The organism is Desulfuromonas sp. DDH964 (assembly GCF_001611275.1).
In the GTDB taxonomy this organism is placed as follows: Bacteria; Desulfobacterota; Desulfuromonadia; order Desulfuromonadales; family DDH964; genus DDH964.
The window spans coordinates 279,167-297,119 of the sequence record NZ_CP015080.1 but is presented as its reverse complement, the minus strand read 5'-3'; the positions used below and the strand labels follow the sequence as shown (position 1 = coordinate 297,119).

The 17,953-nt window shown below is 58.8% G+C and carries 22 protein-coding genes; 17 read left to right on the top strand and 5 right to left on the bottom strand.

Features of this window, described 5'->3' with window-relative positions:
* Nucleotides 1-65: 65 nt before the first annotated feature.
* Nucleotides 66-3,449: a TM0106 family RecB-like putative nuclease gene (locus DBW_RS01475; protein ID WP_066723200.1), complete on the bottom strand. Its 3,384-nt coding sequence runs from the start codon at nucleotides 3,447-3,449 to the stop codon at nucleotides 66-68.
* 261 nt (nucleotides 3,450-3,710) lie between these two features.
* On the opposite strand from DBW_RS01475, the gene DBW_RS01470 reads away from it, so the two are divergent.
* The 4 genes from DBW_RS01470 to DBW_RS01450 all read left to right on the top strand — a co-directional run bounded on the left by DBW_RS01470 (nucleotide 3,711) and on the right by DBW_RS01450 (nucleotide 7,600).
* Nucleotides 3,711-4,805 carry an XRE family transcriptional regulator gene (locus DBW_RS01470; protein ID WP_231875368.1) on the top strand — a complete coding sequence of 365 codons (1,095 nt, stop codon included), beginning with the start codon at nucleotides 3,711-3,713 and terminating at the stop codon, nucleotides 4,803-4,805.
* Between the two features lie 3 nt (nucleotides 4,806-4,808).
* Complete coding sequence (locus DBW_RS01465; RefSeq protein ID WP_066723199.1) at nucleotides 4,809-5,294, top strand: type II toxin-antitoxin system VapC family toxin; 486 nt, start codon at nucleotides 4,809-4,811, stop codon at nucleotides 5,292-5,294.
* Nucleotides 5,295-5,990: 696 nt separating this feature from the next.
* Entirely contained in the window at nucleotides 5,991-6,161 is a 171-nt protein-coding gene (locus tag DBW_RS18710; RefSeq protein ID WP_197463703.1) for a hypothetical protein, read from the top strand.
* Between the two features lie 467 nt (nucleotides 6,162-6,628).
* The gene (locus DBW_RS01450) at nucleotides 6,629-7,600 is read left to right on the top strand and encodes a calcium/sodium antiporter (protein ID WP_066723193.1); all 972 of its coding nucleotides are present in this window, start codon (nucleotides 6,629-6,631) and stop codon (nucleotides 7,598-7,600) included.
* 16 nt (nucleotides 7,601-7,616) lie between these two features.
* Here the strand turns inward: DBW_RS01450 and DBW_RS01445 are convergent, their stop codons facing one another.
* On the bottom strand, nucleotides 7,617-8,087 hold the full coding sequence (locus tag DBW_RS01445) for a helix-turn-helix domain-containing protein (protein ID WP_066723191.1): 471 nt from the start codon (nucleotides 8,085-8,087) through the stop codon (nucleotides 7,617-7,619).
* On the opposite strand from DBW_RS01445, the gene DBW_RS01440 reads away from it, so the two are divergent.
* Entirely contained in the window at nucleotides 8,045-8,569 is a 525-nt protein-coding gene (locus DBW_RS01440) for an ATP-binding protein (RefSeq protein ID WP_066729615.1), read from the top strand. The two genes, DBW_RS01445 and DBW_RS01440, sit on opposite strands and share 43 nt — an antisense overlap.
* 122 nt (nucleotides 8,570-8,691) lie before the next feature.
* Here the strand turns inward: DBW_RS01440 and DBW_RS01435 are convergent, their stop codons facing one another.
* Nucleotides 8,692-9,549 (bottom strand): sterol desaturase family protein, encoded by an 858-nt coding sequence (locus DBW_RS01435; protein ID WP_066723188.1) that lies wholly within the window; start codon nucleotides 9,547-9,549, stop codon nucleotides 8,692-8,694.
* A 240-nt stretch (nucleotides 9,550-9,789) separates the two neighbouring features.
* On the opposite strand from DBW_RS01435, the gene DBW_RS01430 reads away from it, so the two are divergent.
* The 7 genes from DBW_RS01430 (at nucleotide 9,790) to merF (ending at nucleotide 14,001) form a co-directional block, all read left to right on the top strand.
* Nucleotides 9,790-10,209, top strand: a complete 420-nt coding sequence (locus DBW_RS01430) for a MerR family transcriptional regulator (protein ID WP_066723185.1) — start codon at nucleotides 9,790-9,792, stop codon at nucleotides 10,207-10,209.
* Nucleotides 10,206-10,712, top strand: coding sequence for a putative iron-sulfur cluster-binding metallochaperone (locus DBW_RS18705; protein WP_066723181.1), 507 nt, complete (start codon nucleotides 10,206-10,208; stop codon nucleotides 10,710-10,712). Before DBW_RS01430 ends, DBW_RS18705 begins: the two co-directional genes overlap by 4 nt.
* Nucleotides 10,713-10,761: 49 nt before the next feature.
* Nucleotides 10,762-11,097, top strand: a complete 336-nt coding sequence (locus DBW_RS18700) for a mercuric transporter MerT family protein (protein ID WP_066723179.1) — start codon at nucleotides 10,762-10,764, stop codon at nucleotides 11,095-11,097.
* Nucleotides 11,098-11,119: 22 nt separating this feature from the next.
* Nucleotides 11,120-11,416, top strand: coding sequence for a heavy-metal-associated domain-containing protein (locus DBW_RS01415; protein ID WP_066723176.1), 297 nt, complete (start codon nucleotides 11,120-11,122; stop codon nucleotides 11,414-11,416).
* Nucleotides 11,417-11,668: 252 nt separating this feature from the next.
* Nucleotides 11,669-12,319, top strand: a complete 651-nt coding sequence (merB, locus tag DBW_RS01410) for an organomercurial lyase (protein ID WP_066723166.1) — start codon at nucleotides 11,669-11,671, stop codon at nucleotides 12,317-12,319.
* Nucleotides 12,320-12,345: 26 nt separating this feature from the next.
* Nucleotides 12,346-13,749, top strand: a complete 1,404-nt coding sequence (gene merA / locus DBW_RS01405) for a mercury(II) reductase (RefSeq protein WP_066723163.1) — start codon at nucleotides 12,346-12,348, stop codon at nucleotides 13,747-13,749.
* A gap of 15 nt (nucleotides 13,750-13,764) precedes the next feature.
* Complete coding sequence (merF, locus tag DBW_RS01400; RefSeq protein WP_066723161.1) at nucleotides 13,765-14,001, top strand: mercury resistance system transport protein MerF; 237 nt, start codon at nucleotides 13,765-13,767, stop codon at nucleotides 13,999-14,001.
* Nucleotides 14,002-14,009: 8 nt separating this feature from the next.
* Here the strand turns inward: merF and DBW_RS01395 are convergent, their stop codons facing one another.
* Nucleotides 14,010-14,783, bottom strand: coding sequence for a PP2C family protein-serine/threonine phosphatase (locus tag DBW_RS01395; RefSeq protein ID WP_066723160.1), 774 nt, complete (start codon nucleotides 14,781-14,783; stop codon nucleotides 14,010-14,012).
* A 167-nt stretch (nucleotides 14,784-14,950) separates the two neighbouring features.
* Here DBW_RS01395 and DBW_RS01390 point away from each other — a divergent pair, with 167 nt between their 5' ends.
* From DBW_RS01390 to DBW_RS01370, 5 genes are all read left to right on the top strand, one after another.
* The gene (locus tag DBW_RS01390; RefSeq protein ID WP_066723157.1) at nucleotides 14,951-15,361 is read left to right on the top strand and encodes a MerR family DNA-binding protein; all 411 of its coding nucleotides are present in this window, start codon (nucleotides 14,951-14,953) and stop codon (nucleotides 15,359-15,361) included.
* A gap of 11 nt (nucleotides 15,362-15,372) precedes the next feature.
* Nucleotides 15,373-15,852 (top strand): hypothetical protein, encoded by a 480-nt coding sequence (locus DBW_RS01385; RefSeq protein WP_157471684.1) that lies wholly within the window; start codon nucleotides 15,373-15,375, stop codon nucleotides 15,850-15,852.
* Nucleotides 15,849-16,118: a thioredoxin family protein gene (locus DBW_RS01380; protein WP_066723152.1), complete on the top strand. Its 270-nt coding sequence runs from the start codon at nucleotides 15,849-15,851 to the stop codon at nucleotides 16,116-16,118. The genes DBW_RS01385 and DBW_RS01380 overlap by 4 nt, the downstream gene beginning before the upstream one ends.
* A 67-nt stretch (nucleotides 16,119-16,185) precedes the next feature.
* Complete coding sequence (locus tag DBW_RS01375; RefSeq protein WP_066723149.1) at nucleotides 16,186-16,827, top strand: methyltransferase family protein; 642 nt, start codon at nucleotides 16,186-16,188, stop codon at nucleotides 16,825-16,827.
* A gap of 4 nt (nucleotides 16,828-16,831) precedes the next feature.
* Nucleotides 16,832-17,311 (top strand): hypothetical protein, encoded by a 480-nt coding sequence (locus tag DBW_RS01370; RefSeq protein ID WP_066723145.1) that lies wholly within the window; start codon nucleotides 16,832-16,834, stop codon nucleotides 17,309-17,311.
* Between the two features lie 79 nt (nucleotides 17,312-17,390).
* Here the strand turns inward: DBW_RS01370 and DBW_RS01365 are convergent, their stop codons facing one another.
* Nucleotides 17,391-17,876: a hypothetical protein gene (locus tag DBW_RS01365; RefSeq protein WP_066723144.1), complete on the bottom strand. Its 486-nt coding sequence runs from the start codon at nucleotides 17,874-17,876 to the stop codon at nucleotides 17,391-17,393.
* Nucleotides 17,877-17,953 lie beyond the last annotated feature (77 nt).

Below are 17,953 nucleotides of genomic sequence, written 5' to 3'. Positions count from 1 at the left end.
CGGAAAATAATCGCTGATTTGCACTCATCCGTCAAGATATGTTTGAGCGTCCTCAAGTATCGACTTTAATGCGGACCATCCGAATTCTCTGAAATCCAACAGAGAGTATTCACCAAAGCCATCTGCTCGACCGTGTGGCACTTGATCTCCATCAGTTTGGGGTTTGCTACCAGCAAGGCCAGGCAACGGGCTCTCGAAATCGCCACATTCAGCCGGTTCTTGCTGTAAAGAAATTCCATATAGCGGGGCAGGAAATCCGCACTGGACGTGGCCATGGAGACAATGACGACTTCCGCCTGTTGTCCCTGGAATTTATCGACCGTTCCGACCCGGGCATCCCGAGGCAAAATATCCTTGAGCAGATTCACCTGCATGTTATAGGGGGCCACAACCAGGATATTCTCAGCCGACATGCGATGCTCGATGCCATCGCGATCCAGGTAACGCTGCCCGAGCAAGCTTTCATACAGACTGCGAACGATCTCCGCTTCTTGCTCGCTGCGCTGAGAACACCCGCTGTGGTCGATGCCGATAAAACGGATGCCAGAAGGCCGCAACTCTGAATGGGCGTCTGGGGCGAGAACAAGACGCTGGTTCTGATTCTTGGATTCAGGGTGGAGCCTGCCATCATAGACTGCATCGGAAATAAACCGGCAGACATCCTGATGCATGCGCCAGGTGGTCCCGAGAAAAACACCCTGGTCGTCTGGAATAGTCGCCTTCCCCTGGAGCAGGTAGTCCAGCGTCGATTCGCCTGAATGTCCGGGGTGAACCCCCTGAACCGGTTGCTGCAGTTGCATCTGATCGCCCAGAAGCACAATGTTCTTCGCGCAGGTTCCCAAAGCCACCAGGTTCGCAAGAGCGACCTGCCCAGCTTCGTCAATAAAGAGATAGTCCAGGCTTTGATCGAGGTCGGGATCGGCAAACAGCCAGGCCGTGCCCGCCACCAGGTTTGCGCCAGAGCTAATGACAGCTCGCTTGTCTGTGACGTCCCTGATCATGGCCCCATTCAAGAACGTGTCGGGACCGGAGGACTTCTTGACCCCCTGAATCCTTACCTGTTTCTCCGCCGCACGCTCTTCTACGGCTTCAAGCAGGTTGTTGATCGCCTTGTGACTGTTCGACGAAACTCCCACCGTCGCCCCTTGCTCCAGTAGGTCGACAATGACATGGGAGCCGGTATATGTCTTTCCGGTCCCAGGCGGCCCCTGGATGAACAGATAGCTTTCCTGGAGGCGGCTGACCGCCTCACTCACTTTAGGTGTCGCCTCGCCGCCGCCTGCCACGATTGACGCACCTGAAGCAAGGCCACTGATTTCTGGCGGAGAACGCCTCAGGATCGCCTCTATAGAGGCATAACGGTGGTCACCGGCCACAACGCTATCGGCGAACCGATAAATTGCTTCTTTGAGAATCTCGTTGTTGATTGGACCAGTGGTGATCACCGAAAGTCGTTCGGGAAGTGGCCCGCTTCGCTTCCCTCGCTTGATGCGGACCAGCCGCTGTTTCTCATCGATGTCTTCGATCTTCCCCGCGCGTTCCAATGTGTCGGAACGCTGGCAATCGTCGCCGACTTTCAGCTTGAATTCCTGCTCCGGATAACGATAGGTGTAGACCATCGATTGTTTTTCCGCCACGGGAAGCAATTGGGGGTCCGCAACCAGACATCCTATCGCCTCAGGATCTTCGATGAGTTCTTCTTCCGTCATTTCCTGGCGGGCAAACATAGCCCACCAAGACGGCTTATCCGCCCGGCGATGGAAATCCAGAAGCTGGTAGACAAGCTCCCGCATCCGATCATCGTCGCTCCATTCAGCGCGATCCTCGGGTAATCCACCAAGCAGCCTGTTCGCATAATCGGCAAGCCGGGCCTCCGCTTCATGGACTCGATCACTTTTTTGCTGCTCGGCAGTTTCTTCAGTGTCTGCATTGAGCCAGGGCAAGTCGCCAGGCCGGATGCCTAGCAGCCACTCGCGAAGCAGATACGTGGAACGGCAATCGTCCTCATTGTAGTCGTGGATCTGCTGGAGCAAAGCGGAGTCCCGCGTTTCCTTCCAGTGTTCATAGAACACGATGCTCGCCCCTGCGTTGGTGACTTCACCCGTTCGCTTCTCCATGTAGAAGGTTTCAAGATTTTTGATGGAGTAGCGCGGTTCAGAGACCAGCAGAGACTCCCGCACGACCTTGTAAAGATCCACCAGCTTTTCCGAGCGCAGCAGGTGGTCCACTTCAGCCTCGCAAGTGCCATGGAGCGACATCAACCGTTTCAGAGCCGTCTCCTCGTAAGGGGCGTAGTGGTAGATGTGCATGTCCGGATAACGCGCCAGGCGATCCATGACAAAGGCCATGAAATCCTGAAACGCCTGCCGTTCCTCTTGCCGGCTATGAGCCCAGAACGGCTGAAACTTTGGTTGGCCGTCATCGTGGTAGTAAACACCGAACAGGTACTCCAACCCTCCCTCTTCCAGAGGGTCTCCCTCCATATCGAAAAAGAGGTCGCCGGGATTTGGTTGGGGCAGCCGCCGGAATCCTTTCGTCTCGGCGGGGTCGGTTTCAAGAAGCTCAAAAAGATCCTTGTCGGTCTCCCGCCGCTCAAGCTGAAGGGCGGCCTGCCGGCGAAGGCGCTGGAATGTGGCATCCTGCATGGTAGGCACATGATCGTCGGGCTTCAGCTGTGCCAGCCCAGCCAGGGTCGTGATGCCGCCAGAGCGAAGCTTGTCGATCTGAATCTTGGTGATGTTGGCGACCTGGCAGAGGTGATCGTCCTGAGTCCATTGCTCCTGACACAAGTTTCTCCAGTGGCAGAGGTCGCAATGAGCGCATGGCTCGGGGTACGTTGGGGCGAGTTCTCCTTTCACCCGTTCAAGAAAACGCGCCTTGACCGAGCGGTAATAACGATAGTAGTCGGCGAGTCGGTAGCTCTGTTCGGTCCGGTCCCCCAGAACGACATGGATGTTTTGTGGCAGGAAACCTTGGTCAACGGACAGTAAGTCGGAGTAGAGGCAGAGCTGGATGATGAATTTCGCCTTCGGGCTTCTTGCCAGCTTGGTGTCTACGACCTCGTAACTGAAGTTGCCCAAACCGGAGGGATGATCGACCCTGCGGAGAAAATCCACGTAGCCAACAAACTCCGGAGAATGGAGACACCCCTGGAAAATGACCGGAATACCTTCGGCCATCGCCCGCTTGGTCGCCTCGGCAGCGGCGGCTATGCTTTGGCCAGAAGCTTTCGCGTCAAACACCGAGATGCCGGAACCCTGAAGGTCCTGAAGATATCTTGCCTCGTGTTCGAGTCCCTTCTTTTGGATCAGCTCGGCCTGCTCGTCATCCTCAGCCTTGGATAGGGGAGTGTCAAGATTGACCAGGTCCAGCGTGGTCAGATGCTCGCAATCGAGAAAATTGACTAGGTCGCTGGCCGAATAGAGTTTGCTGCCGTGAATCTTTTGCATGATAGTCCCCCTTTAGCTAGGCCCTGGATGCCCTCATTCCGCGCCTGCTAATTCCTTGAGGGATCTTGGAGCGCCTCTTTGTCGGAATCAGAGACATTCAAGAACCCCTGCGAATCTAGCACCCTGGAAACGTCTCAGCGTGCATTGCCAACGTTGAAATCTTCAGGCCCTTAGAACTTAACAAAAGTAGCCTTGAAAAAATAGAAAAAATTTGGTAGATGTTAAATAAACCTTACATCAAGGTGGATGGAGAATAAAACTATGTCCGAAGATGTCACACCATACAATGCCATGAATCCTCAGCAATTCGAGCTCCGGAGCTATCGCGAGCAGGCCAACATGTCGCAGGGGGACCTTGGTAAGTTGCTTGGGGTTACCCGCCAAACCATAGCGGCCTGGGAAAACGGGGAGCGTGCGCCGTCCCTGGAGCAACTCTCCAAGATTGCACGGGCTCTGAACACGCCCCTTGAGCTCCTTTTGGGGGAAGCTAAAGAATCCGGACCATCCCTTCTGTTCCGTTCGGACAACCCGGAAAGCCTCAGTCCCGAACTGCGCGCCCTGTTGGCTAGAAAATATCGGGATTACGCCTCGGTGGAGAGCATGACCGGAGAGCCGTCCGCGCTCCCTCCCTCCCGAAACCTGGAAGGCTACGATCCGCTCCTTTCCGAAACCATGGGGCAGGAGATCAGGGACTGGCTGGGAGTGGAGCAGGCCCCCCTCGGAGACGTTCTATCCATCCTTGAGGAGAAAGGTATCAAGGTTATCCTGCATCCGCTTCCAAACGAGGTGTCGGGGCTTTCCGCTTACACGGATGAGCTGGGTGGCGTCATTTTTGTCAACGCCGGCCATCCGACCGAAAGGCAATATTTTACGGCCCTCCACGAACTCGGCCACCTGATCTTCCATCGCCGTGAGTATGGAAAGCCTCAGTCCGGCAAGGACAGGGAAAAGGAAAACATGGCCAGTCACTTTTCCGGAGCGGTTCTGATGCCACGAACGGTTGTGGAAAAGGAGTTGCGTAACTACCGGAAGCAGTGGATACCGGAGCCTCTTCTCCAGGACCTGAAGCTTCGTTACCAGATCAGCATGAGAACGATCCTGATCAGGGCCAACCAGGTGGGCTTAATGCCGTTGTCTCTTAAGCGGCAGCAGTATGACGCTCTCGATAAAAAATATGGCCCGACGAAGGAAGATCCGGTTCTTCCGCTTCCTCAGACGCTCCGCAGGCTGGAGAGATTGGTTTATCAGGCCCTGCTCAAGGAGGAGATCACCACGTCCCGCGCGGCAGAAATTCTCAACAAGCCCCTTGTCGAGGTTCATAGAGAGCTGAGCAACTGGCTCGAAGAGGGGGATTGAGTCTTGATACTGGTGACCGACGCAAACATTCTGATCACCCTGTTCGACGTGAACGGGGTGTCAATCCTCCCCCGGATCGCTCCCACCGAAGTTCTGGATGTAGTTCTTGGTGAGTGCGAGCACGAAAGTCAACCAGGGCTCAGGGAGGCAGTTGAAGCGGCGGGTATCGACATTATTCCCTCGGACATGACCTGGGCCTCCCCCGCTAGGCAGATGATGGATGGAAAGCTGAGCTTTCCGGACGCCCTCTGCCTTTTTTATGCAAAGAGCCAAGGCAAAGTTCTTCTTTCTGGGGACCGGCCCTTAAGAAATCGTTGCGAAGTGGAGGGCGTCGAGTATCGGGGAGCGATCTGGGTGGTTCAGGAGGTTTATGAACGGGGACTGCTTTCCCCCGAGGAGCTGTGCCGGTGGATCAAAACGTGGCCTCTTATGGAGCGAAGACTGCCAAGGGCCGAGCTGGACCGGCTGAAAAATGAGTTGAGTTGTTAGCGGATTGGGAGATGCAGGCACAAGGAAAAATCTTTAAACACAAGTTAAAGCCTGCTTAAAGGCCGCTTAAACACTAGATGATGTATTGGCATACTTAACGAACACAATATGTAGTTATTTTCTATTGACACACTGCCCAGATATGGTAGCGTGGCAATGAAAAAACCCCCACATTGCCTGGCAGGGCATTGCAGGGGCTCTTAAAACCATGATGACCGAAGGAGTGGGGTATCGGCCAGCAGGCATTGGGTGTTGGCAACTATACCTAACCTCCTTCGGCATCGCAACCCGCAAAATGCGGTTCATGCTGAAAGGAGAACATCATGCGCTCACCTTAACTTCAAGTCATAACAACCTCTCGCGATTCACTGCCAACAAAGCCGCCGAGCAATCTGAGCAGCCTTGACGGTGCCAGAATGCCCGGAGCCAAGAACCCGGCGCTTGCCGAGAAACGGGAATATCATGAATTCCTTTTCCGACATGGCAATCGATCTCGATTGTCCGCAATGCAGTGCCAGATTCACCCGGAAATTGAGCGAACTCGCTCCCGGAAAGAGTTATCGCTGCCGAAGGTGTGGCACGGATATCCGTTTCCAGGGGGATGGAGCCAGTAAGGTCCGGAAGAGTCTCGGGGATTTCGAAAAATCCCTGAAGAAGAACATTCAAATCAAACTCTGAAAAGAGAGGAGCACTATTATGGCTACCAACCCGCCTAAAGGCGATGGACACAGGAACGGAGCGGTCAGGAACCGCTCTCAGGTTTACAACCCCCAAAACGACCGCTGGACGAAACGGGGACCCGATGGCCGCTTCATGGATCAAAAAGCGGACGACAAGCCCTTCAAGGGCGTCAGGAAGGAAAAATAATCGCAAGCAGGGCTCACCCCTTAAGGGTGGGCCCTTTTTTCAGGAGAAATAAAACCATGAAGTTTCAAGGTGCAGTTATCAAAGAGCAGGGAATCACTTTTGCAATCGTTGTCGTCAAGAAGCACATACTCGATTCTACAATCAGATCATCAGAGGCGATACGTGCATTCCGGAGACATTTTCCCGGCCTTCCTATCACGATCATGGCCCAGGACAGCAGAGGAGTGCCAAGTTACAGGGGCGAACGCTCGGATATTGTCAAATTTCTAGCAAGCGTACCTTTCCAAGCAATACCGTGGAAGGAATACACCGTTCACTGAAATCTCTCGGAGAGAGGAATTCCAGCCCTTGGTTCTCAACCGCCAAGGGCTTTTTTGCGTTTAGACTTGTGCCGTGGCATGAAAACATTCAGAATTTTCCCAGCAAAAAAAGGCATAATTTTCCTTACCAGCAAGATGAGGATTTAAATGGTATTTCCTGTTCTCGCGGTCGTTTGCGGTCTCATTCTCCTCGTTTGGAGTGCTGATCGGTTTGTGGAAGGGTCCGCTTCAACGGCTCGGCACTTTGGAATGCCGGCGCTTTTGATCGGCATGGTGATCGTTGGCTTCGGAACATCGGCACCTGAAATGGTCGTCTCGGCGATTGCGGCGTCACAGGGCAACCCCGGGATCGCCCTCGGTAACGCTTACGGTTCGAACATCACCAACATCGCTCTGATCCTGGGCTTGACCGCTCTGATCAGCCCGATCGCGGTCCATTCACAGGTGTTGCGCAAAGAATTGCCAATCCTCATGGCGGTCACACTACTGGCGGCCTGGCAACTTTGGGATGGTGAACTCTCCAGGAGTGACGCCCTGATTTTACTGGGAGTATTTTCTGGATTGATGGCCTGGACGATCTGGCAGGGGATGCAGAAGAAAACTGACGCATTCGGCGGCGAGGTTGAACAGGAAATGGAAGAGCGAGCAATGCCTCTTCGTCGGGCCATTTTCTGGCTGGTTACTGGGCTGGTTCTGTTGATCGCAAGTTCTCGGCTTTTGGTTTGGGGCGCGGTAGAGATCGCCCACGGACTCGGGGTCAGTGATTTGATCATCGGCCTGACAATCGTCGCGGTTGGCACCTCCCTTCCAGAGCTGGCCTCATCAATCATCGCGACGCGTAAAGGCGAACATGACATCGCTCTTGGCAACGTCATCGGTTCAAACCTGTTCAATACTCTTGCGGTGGTTGGGATTGCCGGCGTGATCCACCCTCTCGATGTCGGCCCAGAAGTTTTGTCGCGGGATATTTTCGTTATGGCCATCCTGACCGGAGCACTCTTCGTCATTGGCTATGGATTCCGAGGCCCCGGACGCATTAACCGTTATGAGGGCATCACCTTACTTGCGTGTTACGTCGGCTATACAGACTATCTGGTGTATGGAGTGATTGTAGGCTGAGGACAAGTCGAGCCATTTATCCAGACCTTTTGTAGTGACCAGCTAGAAAGAGTTCAATTTTTTCCTGGTTATTACGACAAGGCTTGTGCCGGCCAGCCAACCAGTCCGCGAGTTGCTCAGGATCTCGCTCCATCTCAGCCCCAAGTTGTTCAAGAGTCAGACCCTTGACCTGTTTGTACCAGGCCAGTTGACCCATCAAATCCTCCGGGCAAGGGATTGGATTGTAACCAAGGAAGTCAATCACGCGGGGCATAAATCTTAACTCTACAGTCCATCCGTGCTCCCAGTTCCAGATGGTTGAGGCCGTTACACCGATCTGAATTGCGACATCTTTTTGGTACAATCCAAGCTCAAGGCGGCGACGGCGCAGGTGATCACCGAGGGTAACGGGTTTTTTGACGAGTTCTTCAGGTGGCCGTATTTTAAGGGGAATTTCGATTTTATGTGGGGTATTGCTTGAGTTGGAATACTTGTAAAAGATGTTCAAACCCCTGCAAGTGCGGATTTCTCTTTGAATCCGGCAACTTATGCACTTGTACACCGCACGATATCCAGCGATACAGGCAGCGGCTATCCGGGCCACTACTCGACAGAATTGATCTGCACATCGAGGTGCCGCGGGTTCCCCATCGTGACCTGACCGACCCCGTTGACGGCGAATCGTCGGAGGTCATTCGCGGCCGGGTCGAAGCGGCCCGACAACTTCAGCGTGAACGCCTCGCCCCCTTCGGCCTGCACGCCAACGCCAACATGGCTGCCCGCCATATCCGAAAGTTCTGTCCGCTGGATGAGGAAGGACAGAAACTGCTGGAGATGGTCACCGACCGCCTCGGACTTTCCGCCCGCAGCTACGCTCGCATCCTCAAGGTCGCACGGACAATAGCTGACCTGGGAGGAAGCGAACGGATCGAGCAGTCGCACTTGGCCGAGGCGATTCAGTATCGGGGTCTGGATCGGAAGACCTTGTAAGACCAACTAACAGCATCCGTACCACTATGGCCTGCGCTTCCGCAAACCCGGCGGAATCCGTCCCGTTTGACTTTTCCGAAAAGTGCATCGGCCAGGCGGTCGGCGCAAAGATCGACCCGTCCCTATCGGGCCAAGCGGCCCTTTACTCCTTCCGTACCGCTTCGCTCCGGCAGCCTGCCGACCGCACGGCGCCAGTAGTCGTGCTGGGTCCTGAACGGGGCCAGCAGGGCGTTGCCCAGAGCGTTGTCCCTCTCCCCCGCGTACCCCTGGATGCCGATGTCGATGGCATCCTGGGGGATATTGAGCCCCAGGGTGCGGTGCAGCCGGTCCCAGAAGGAGAAGAGGGTGGAGTAGTTGGAATTCGTTTCCCCCCGCACCTGGGAGTGGTGGATGCCGTGCATGCGCGGGGTGACGATGAAACGCACGAGGAGGCGCTCGGCCCGGATCGGCAGGCGCACGTTGCTGTGGTGAAAGAGGGTGCCGGTCTGGAAGAAGGTTTCGTAGAGCAGGTAGCTGCCGAGGGAGGGGCCGATCAGGCCGATCTGCGCCACGCGGAAAGCGGAGGAGAAAGCGAGCTCCCCGAAATGGAAGTGGAATGCGGTAGAGACGTCCAGGTCGGGGTCGATGTGGTGGATATTGTGGAAGCGCCACAGCAGGGGGATGCGGTGGTTGGCCCGGTGCCACCAGTAGAAGGTGAGGTCCATCAGCAAAAAGGCCAGGACCGGGCGGAGGCCCGGAGGAATTGCTGCCAGCTGCGCCAGGCCGAAGGCGCTGCGCCCGGTCCAGCCGAGGGTCGCCTCGGCCGCGGGGCGCACGGTGATCGCTACCGTAACGAAAGCGACGGCGGCGAAGGTCAGGTTGACCAGGAGCCGCCCGGTCAGCGGGCGCTTGGTCCGGCGCAGGTGAAAGAAGCGCTCCAGCGCGAAAAGTGCCATGGCGAAAACCACGACGGCGGCACCCCAGAGAAGGGAAGCCCTCATTGTCGACCCCTCACACCCTGCCCACCACATCTTCCCGCTTTGCGACCATAGCCATGGCCCTTACCAGAAAATTCTGGCATTTTCCCATACTCTTCTCCCGTACATTCCTCAACATTTTCAGAATAGACCTGCCCTCTTATGTGTCAAATGCTGGCAGTGCGTTCAGGTGGATTAGGATAAAATATTCTTGACTCCGTACCTTGGTACGGCATTTAGGATAAAAAAAGAAGGAGGGAAGCGATGAAGGATCTGACCATCGGGCAGGTGGCAAGGGCGGCCGGCGTAGGAGTGGAGACAGTCCGCTTTTACGAGCGGCAGGGACTCATCGAGCAGCCTCCCCGGCCCCCGGAAGGGTACCGCCGGTATCGGTCGGAGACGGTAGCGGAATTGCGCTTCATCCGTCGCGCCAAGGAGCTCGGCTTCACCCTGCCGGAGATCGGCGAACTGCTCGGCTTCTGCCGGCACGAAGCCGTAGACTGCGCCACGGTGCGGCAGCGGGCCGAGACGAAGATCGCCGACATCGAGGGGCGGATGGCGGCTCTCGCCCGGATGCGGGATGCCTTGGGATCCTTGGTCGCCGCCTGCCGGGAGCGCGGCCACGTCGGCGAGTGCCCGCTCCTGGAGACGCTGGCCGAAGAAAGCAAGGAGGATGGTTCATGAAGCAGACAGAGACCAAACCGGTCAGCATGCCCTGTCCTTGTTGCGGCGCTGCCGGCCAGCCGGTCAAGCCGGCCACCCTGCGGGCGCTGCTGAAGCCGGAGAAGGCGGCTCAGGTGAGGGAAGAAGGGAGCTACTTCTTCTGCGGTTCCTTCTGTGGCGCGGCAGCGTGTGATGTCGTCTATTTCGCTCCCGGCAGCCAGATCTTCCTCAAGGACGATCTCACGGTGCGGGTCGGAAACAAGGAGAGCGCCCCTCCCCGGCCGCTCTGCTACTGCTTTGGCCATACCATGGAGTCGATCGCGGCGGAGATCGAGGGGACCGGCAGAAGCACGGCTGCGGTCGACATCCGCCGGCGCATACGGGAGGAGGGTTGCTCCTGCGAGACGAAAAACCCCGCGGGCCGCTGCTGCCTCGGCACTGTGGAGCAGTTCGTGCGGGAAAGGCTCGCCGGCTCGGGTCAGGAGGCGGAAGTTGCGGAGCCGCAGGCCGGAGGCGGGTGCTGAATGCGAGAATGAGCGGCCGGTCCGGCCGCAAGCAATGAGGAGAGATCATATGCGGAAGGAAAGATTGACCAGCCTGGGAGGCATATTGGCGGCGCTTCTGGGAACGGCCTGCTGCCTGGGACCCATTCTGTTCGTGGTCTTCGGGACCACGCTTGCCTTTACCGGGCAACTGACGGCTCTGGAGCCTCTGCGCCCCTGGTTTCTCGGCCTGGCCGGGGTGCTGCTCGGCGGCGCCTTCTGGAAACTCTACCTGAAGAAGGCGCCCTGCGCCTGCCCGGAGGACGTCCGCGCCCGCCGCATCTCCCGGGCATTTTTCTGGATCGGCGCAGCCGTCTGGCTGGCGGCGCTCTTCTCGCCGCAGATCCTGCTGTGGATCTACGGGTGATCAAACACTTTGGAGGTACAGAATGATGAAAAAGGTATTCACGCTATTGGTGGCGGTACTGCTGCTGTCGGCCGTTTCGGTCCAGGCGGCGCAGCAGGTGGAGATGGAGATCGAGGGGATGACCTGTGCGCTCTGCCCGCTGGCGATCAAGAGGTCGCTGGCCAAGGTCCCTAGCGTCAGCGAGGTCAACGTCTCCTTCGAAGAGAAGAAGGCGCACCTCACCGTGGACGACGCGGTGGCCGACGAGGCCCTGGAGGAGGCGGTGCGAAAGGCGGGGGGATACACGGGTAAGGTCATCGAACGGAAACCGGAGCGGTGAGTAGCATCCCGGAAATTTAATGGATTCCTGAGAATTTTTTGGAGGCGTCGAATGGATGCATTGTTGAGGGACCCATGTTGCGTGGCGGGCCTCACCGTTGTCGGTCTCTTCGCCGTCGGCGCGATTGTCGCGGCTGCGGGCCATTTTGTAGTCGGCATCTTCCGCCGCAGGGGAGATCCTTTCAGGGGGGATCCTTCCGATGCGGATGGCGAGCAAGAAACGCATTAAGCGCATAACGAAGGAGAAAAAAACGTGGCAGGACTCATGGAGCGGATAGGCGAATCGGTAAGAGGGCGGATCGCCGAGGCACAGCTTGATCCCGTGGAAGACGAAACCAGGAAATTCATCCTGCGCAGGTTCGCAGCCACCGGCAGGGCACCTTCCCTGCTGGAGATCGGGGAAAGGATGGGCTTCGCTTCACCGGAATCCGTCAGCCGCAGTGTGGAAAAGCTCGAAGGGGCTGACATCCTTACGCAAAAAGGGGGAGAGATAGTCTCAGCCTACCCCTTCTCAGCCCAGGAAACGCGCCACCGGGTAGTATTCGCCGACGGACGCTGGGCCTATGCCCTCTGCGCCACCGATGCCCTCGGTATCCATTTCATGCTGGATGAGCCGATCACCGTCCTCTCTCGGTGTCCCTGCTGCGAAGGGGAAATAGAGGTGACTGTGAAAAACGGCACGATCTTTTCCCGCAAACCGGAAGGAATGTTGGAGTTTGTGTGCGATCGGGAACGGGGCGGCTGCACGGCGGAAAGCTGCTGTCCGTACATCAATTTCTTCTGCTCCAGGGAGCATCTGGCAAACTGGATGGGGAAGAACCCCGCACTGGCTAAAGGCGAGATTTATACCCTCAAGGAAGCGTTGCAACACGGCAGGATGATTTTCGAAGATTTCCTCCGGTAGACCACCGGGGAGAAGGGGAGGAGTCCATGGAACGCTATGACCTCGTAATCCTGGGAGGAGGCGCTGCCGCCTTTGCGGCGGCGACGGAGGCGGATCGGCTTGGCCTGAAGACGGTGATCGTTAACGACGGCCTTCCCATGGGGGGGACCTGCGTGAACGTGGGGTGCATGCCGACCAAGCACCTTCTCGCCGTGGCCGGCGAGCTGCACGGAATCCGCCATCCGCGTTTCGCCTCCATCTCATCCACCCCGCCCGCCTTCGACTTCGCGAGGGCCATGGCGGAGAAGGACCACCTCATCACGGAGGCCCGCAGGAAGAACTATCAGGAGGTCCTGGCGGGGTTTAAACACGTCACATGGATCGACGGCCGAGGCGTCTTCGCCTCTGAGCGGGCCGTCCGGGTCGGGGAGAAGGAGATCGAGGGCGAGCATATCCTCATCGCCACCGGCTGCCGGACGAAGGTCTATCCGATAGAGGGGCTGGAGGCGACGGGCTACATCACCAATCCGGAAGCGCTCGCGCTGCAGCGGCTTCCCTCCTCCCTGGTGGTGCTGGGGGGCGGGCCGCTGGGGCTTGAGTTCGCCCAGATCTTCGCCCGCTTCGGCGCGAAGGTGACGATCGTCGAGGCGGCAAAGAGGATCGCCTCCGTCTCCGAGCCGGAAATCTCAGAAGCCCTGCGCGGCTACCTGCAGGATGAGGGGATCGGGATCCGCACCGGGGTCAAGATCCGTCGGGTGCGCAGGAACGGCAGCATCAAGGAAGTTATCGTCGAGGCGGACGGCAGGGAGGAGGTGCTCCGAGGGGAAGAGATCCTGGTCGCCACCGGCGTGGTCGGCAACATCGAGGGGCTGGGCCTGGAGGAGATCGGCGTCGAGACCGAGAGGGGGTGCAACGTCAGGGTGAACGAATTTCTCCAGACCAGCCTCCCCCACATCTGGGCCGCCGGCGACGTGGTCTGCCACATCTGCCTGGAGACCGTCGCCGCCAAAGAGGGGAAGATGGCGGTGGAGAACGCCTTCAGGGGGGCGAAGAAGACGCTCGACTCCGACAGCATACCCTTTGCCGTCTTCACCGACCCGGAGGTGGCCGGGGTGGGCCTCACCGAGGCGCAGTACATGGCCCGCTACGGCACCTGCACCTGCCGCACCGTCCAACTGAGCCAGGTGCCGAAGGCCCTCGCTGTCAACGACACGCGGGGGCTGGTGAAGATGGTCGTCCACCACGAGACCGGCAGGGTCATGGGGGTCCATATCCTCGCCCCACACGCGGCGGAGATGACCCACGAGGCGGCTCTGGCGGTCAGGCTCGGCCTGACCGTCGACGACCTCATCGAGACGACCCACGTCTTTCCCACCTACTGCGAGGGGATCAAGATGGCCGCCCAGGCCTTCCGCCGCGACATCGGCCGCATGAGCTGCTGCGTGGAATAGGAAAGGAAAAGGTCGATGCCGAACGCGCAGAAGAAATACCGCAACCGCCTCATCGCCGCCCTGGTGGGTACCGGGGTGGTCGCCCTCTGCTGCTTCACCCCCGTCCTGGTCGTCCTGCTGGCGGCGGTCGGCCTGGCCGCCTTCACCCCCTACCTCGATTACGTGCTCTTCCCGGCGCTGGGGATTCTCATCTTCCTGACCATCGTCGCTTACCGGAAATGGCGGAAGGCATGCCGCTGCGAGGATGCATAGGATGCACGTCATTTGCCTTGCGGCGTCGGCCAGCCTCTATGAAAGTCGATGACGATGGCCGTGCAGTCGTCGCGGGGCGTGTCCCTCCCGGTGAACTCCTTCAGGGCGGCAAAGAGCTGCTCAAGAAACTCCATGTGGTCGCCCCTGGTCTGTAACAGCACATCTTGCAGGCGTTCCAGGCCGAACAGCTCCTCCGCCTGATCGGGGGCCTCGATGACGCCATCGGTGTAGAGGAGAAGGCGGTCTTCCTGGGCAAACTGGAAGGTCTCCATGTGAATCTCGGGCGCATCGAAGAATCCGATGGGCGGCGCGGTCGGCGGCAGAGTGTGAAGGTTCCGGCCGCGGAGGATCAGAGGGGCGGGGTGGCCGGCGTTGACGTACTCCATCGCCAGCGTGTCGGGGTGGATGAAACCGAGGAAGAGGGTGGAGGAGAAGTGGTGATCGAACTCCGGAGAACGGATCGCGAAGGATTGCAGAAAACCGTTGACCCCCCGGACCACGTCGAGGGGGGAGCAGATCTCCGCCGCAAAACGGTTGATGTACCCGTACAGAAGGGACATGACCACAGCCGCCGGCAGGCCGTGGCCGGTCACGTCGCCGATGAAGAGCGCCTGGCAGCCGTCGGGGAGGGCGATGAAGTCGAAGTAATCCCCTCCCAGCCCTTTCGCCATGCGGTTCTTGACGCCGATGCAGCTCCAGTCGCAGACCGGCGAGCTTTTGGGGAAGAGGAGCTTCTGCACGTGGCTTGCCAGGTCGATCTCCAATTGGTCCGGTATTTCCATGCGCTGCCTCCGACGGTTTGTTCCCTTCTCACATTAAACCCCTTTCGAGCGTGGCCGCAAGCGCGCCTCCCCTGTTCACTCCTCACCTTCTTCCGCTACTGAAAAAAAGCGCTTGACCCGGTACCATGGTACCGACCCTATCCTGAAAATGAGAGGATGAAAAGAGCATGCAACGACTGACGATCGGCCAGGTGGCCAGGCAGGCAGGGGTGAAGGTCGAGACGGTCAAGTTCTACGAGCGCCAGGGGCTCATCGAACAGCCGCCCCGCCCCGCCTCGGGCTTCCGCACCTATCCCCCGCAGACGGCGGCGCGCATCCGCTTCATCCGCCGCGCCCAGGAGCTGGGGTTTTCCCTCAAGGAGATCGGCGAGCTGCTCAGCCTGCGCTTCACCCCCGAGACGAGCTGCACCGAGGTGAAGGCGAGGGCCGAGGCGAAGATCGCCGACATCGAGCGGAAGCGGGAGGTGCTGCGGAAGATGCAGGAGGCGCTGCAGAGGCTGGCGGAGACCTGCAAAGGGGAAGGACCGGTCAGCGAGTGCCCGATCCTGGAGGCGATGGACGAGAGGGAGAAGAATTGAAGGAGGAGAGATTGAATCGAAATGAGTCGACGGACAAAGGTGCTTCTTGCCGCGCGGGTGGAAAGAGTCGGCTGTTGGCCGCGGCGCCGGCGGTGGCGGTCGCCCTTTTGCCGAAGGCGGTGTGCCCCGCCTGCTGGCCGGCTTATGCCGGGCTGCTGGGGTCCATGGGGATCGGTCTCGTCGACTTCAGCCCCTACCTCCTGCCACTGACCGTGGTCACTCTGGCGGCGGTGATCTCCTCGCTCGGCTACCGGGCCGGAAGCCGCAGGGGATTCGGTCCACTTCTTCTGGGCCTGCTCGGTGCGGGAGCTATTTTGCTCAGCAAGTTCCTTTTCGCTTCAGATCTTCTGCTTTACGGCGGCATTGCGTTCTTGATCGGGGCCTCGATCTGGAACTCCTGGCCGAAAAGGTCAGGGGAATGTCCGGCCTGCATCCAGGCCGGGAAGTCAACGGAATCACCACACACACTTGAAAGGAGACAACTACCATGACGACCAAACGCAAAATCGAAGTCTTCAGCGCCGGCTGTCCGGCGTGTCAGGAAACGGTGAAACTCGTCGAGAGCCTCGCCTGCCCTTCCTGCGACGTTGAGGTGCTCGACATGCACGATACGGCCATCGCCGCCAGAGCAAAGGTGATGGGCGTGCGCACGATTCCGGCCGTGGCGATCGACGGCAAGCTCGCCTCCTGCTGCGCCGGGCGCGGACCGGATGAGGCCGCGCTGCGGTCGGCGGGGCTTGGCAGGCCGCTTCCCTGAGGTAAGATGAAGCATGAATTGGGGCTTCCGAAGAGGGGCTCCGCTCTCCCCCTGAAGGACGAGGAGCATGCAAGAAAACTGGGGCGGCTGGACCCTGGCCGTTTTCATGATCGTCATCGTCTCCTGGGTCTTCTACCGCTTCGCGGCCCCGAAGAGCTGGCGCGAGTGGAGCCGGGCGGGTCTGGTCCAGGCCTTCATCATCGCCCTCTACGCCGAGATGTACGGCTTCCCTCTCACGCTCTACCTGCTGGCCCGCTTCTTCGACCTCGACGTCTCGGCAAGCGCCAACCTGTGGTCGAGCCTTCTGGGGGTCGGCGAACTGGGGATGGTCGTGGCCATGATCGTCGGCTACGCGTTCGTCCTCGTGGGCCTCTTCCTCCTGGCTGGCGGGTGGCGGCAACTCTACCGCGCCCGTCGGGAAAACCGCCTGGCCACAGGCGGCCTCTATGCGATCGTTCGCCATCCGCAGTACACCGGCATCCTGCTCGCGGTCTTCGGCGAAGGGGTCATGCACTGGCCGACCCTGTTCTCGGTGGTCCTCTTTCCTGTGATCGGGCTTGCCTATTGGAGTCTGGCCCGCAAGGAAGAGAAGGAGATGCTCCGGGTCCACGGGGAGGCCTACCGCGAGTACCGGCGCCGGGTCCCCATGCTCCTTCCGTGCTGGGGGCAGTGGAAGCGGCTGCTCGCAGGCAACTGGTGGGAGAGGTAATAGGATGGGGCAGAGCGCTACAGAGCCAAGGCTCGTCGTCCTGCGCCGCTATCTGGCCATCGTTTTCCTGGCCAATCTTGCGTGGGAGACTCTCCAACTGCCCCTCTATACCCTCTGGGAGGAAGGGGATGCTGGGTTACTGACCTGGGCGGTTCTCCACTGCACCGGCGGCGATCTCCTCATCGCTTCCGGGTCCCTCCTGCTGGGGGCCGTCCTGATCGGGGGCTCGGCTTGGCCGCTGGAGCGATTCCTCCGGGTGGCGGCAACCTCGACGGCGCTTGGAGTTTCGTACACGGTATGGAGCGAGTGGCTGAACACGAGCGTGAAAGGGGCCTGGGCCTACTCGGAGTGGATGCCCATCGTCCCCGTGCTCGACGTGGGCCTCTCACCCATCGCCCAGTGGATCGTCATCCCTCTGCTCGGATTCTGGTGGGCTCGGCGCGGTCTCGCTGTGACGGAAATTGGTCCGCGGGACACATCGTGAGAGCCCTGGGAAAACCTCAAGACTACCCTTGGGGAAAAGCTGAGGCCCCTAAAATTGGGGGCCTCGACGATATCGATTTTTATTGATGGAAGTTGAACTCGAACTGGCGCTTCTTGCCGTCCTCGAGCTTGGTGCCGACCAGGAAGGTGACTTCGCCCTTTTCCGGAAGGGCAATGTCACTGCCGAAACCAGAGCCAATTTCCATTTTCATCGGCATTAGTTTAGTGGGGTTGCCGGCATCACCTTCCTTGGTCTGGATCTTGAGCGCCGCCGATCCCCCCGCAATGGAACGACCGCTCTGCTCATCGACAAACAGCATCATGAGATGGTGTGTGGCGTCCATGCCCATTTTTGCCATGGACACCCTGGCGGCATCATCATACACCATGATGTGGGCCATCGCTTTCACCCCGTCCACGACTTGGTCGCCAATCAGGACCATGTCGCCCTTCATGTGCATCCCCTCGTGCTTCATGCCTTGCATGTCGGATGCTTCGGCCGCCGTCCCGAAAGGGTGAAAAACTAAACCGAGGGCCAAGAGTGCTGCCAGAGAAAAGATTTTCATCGGTTCGTGCTCCTTTTATTACGTTTGGGGTTGAATTACTGTTGCTGATTTGCGCTCATACATCACAATTCGTCCGG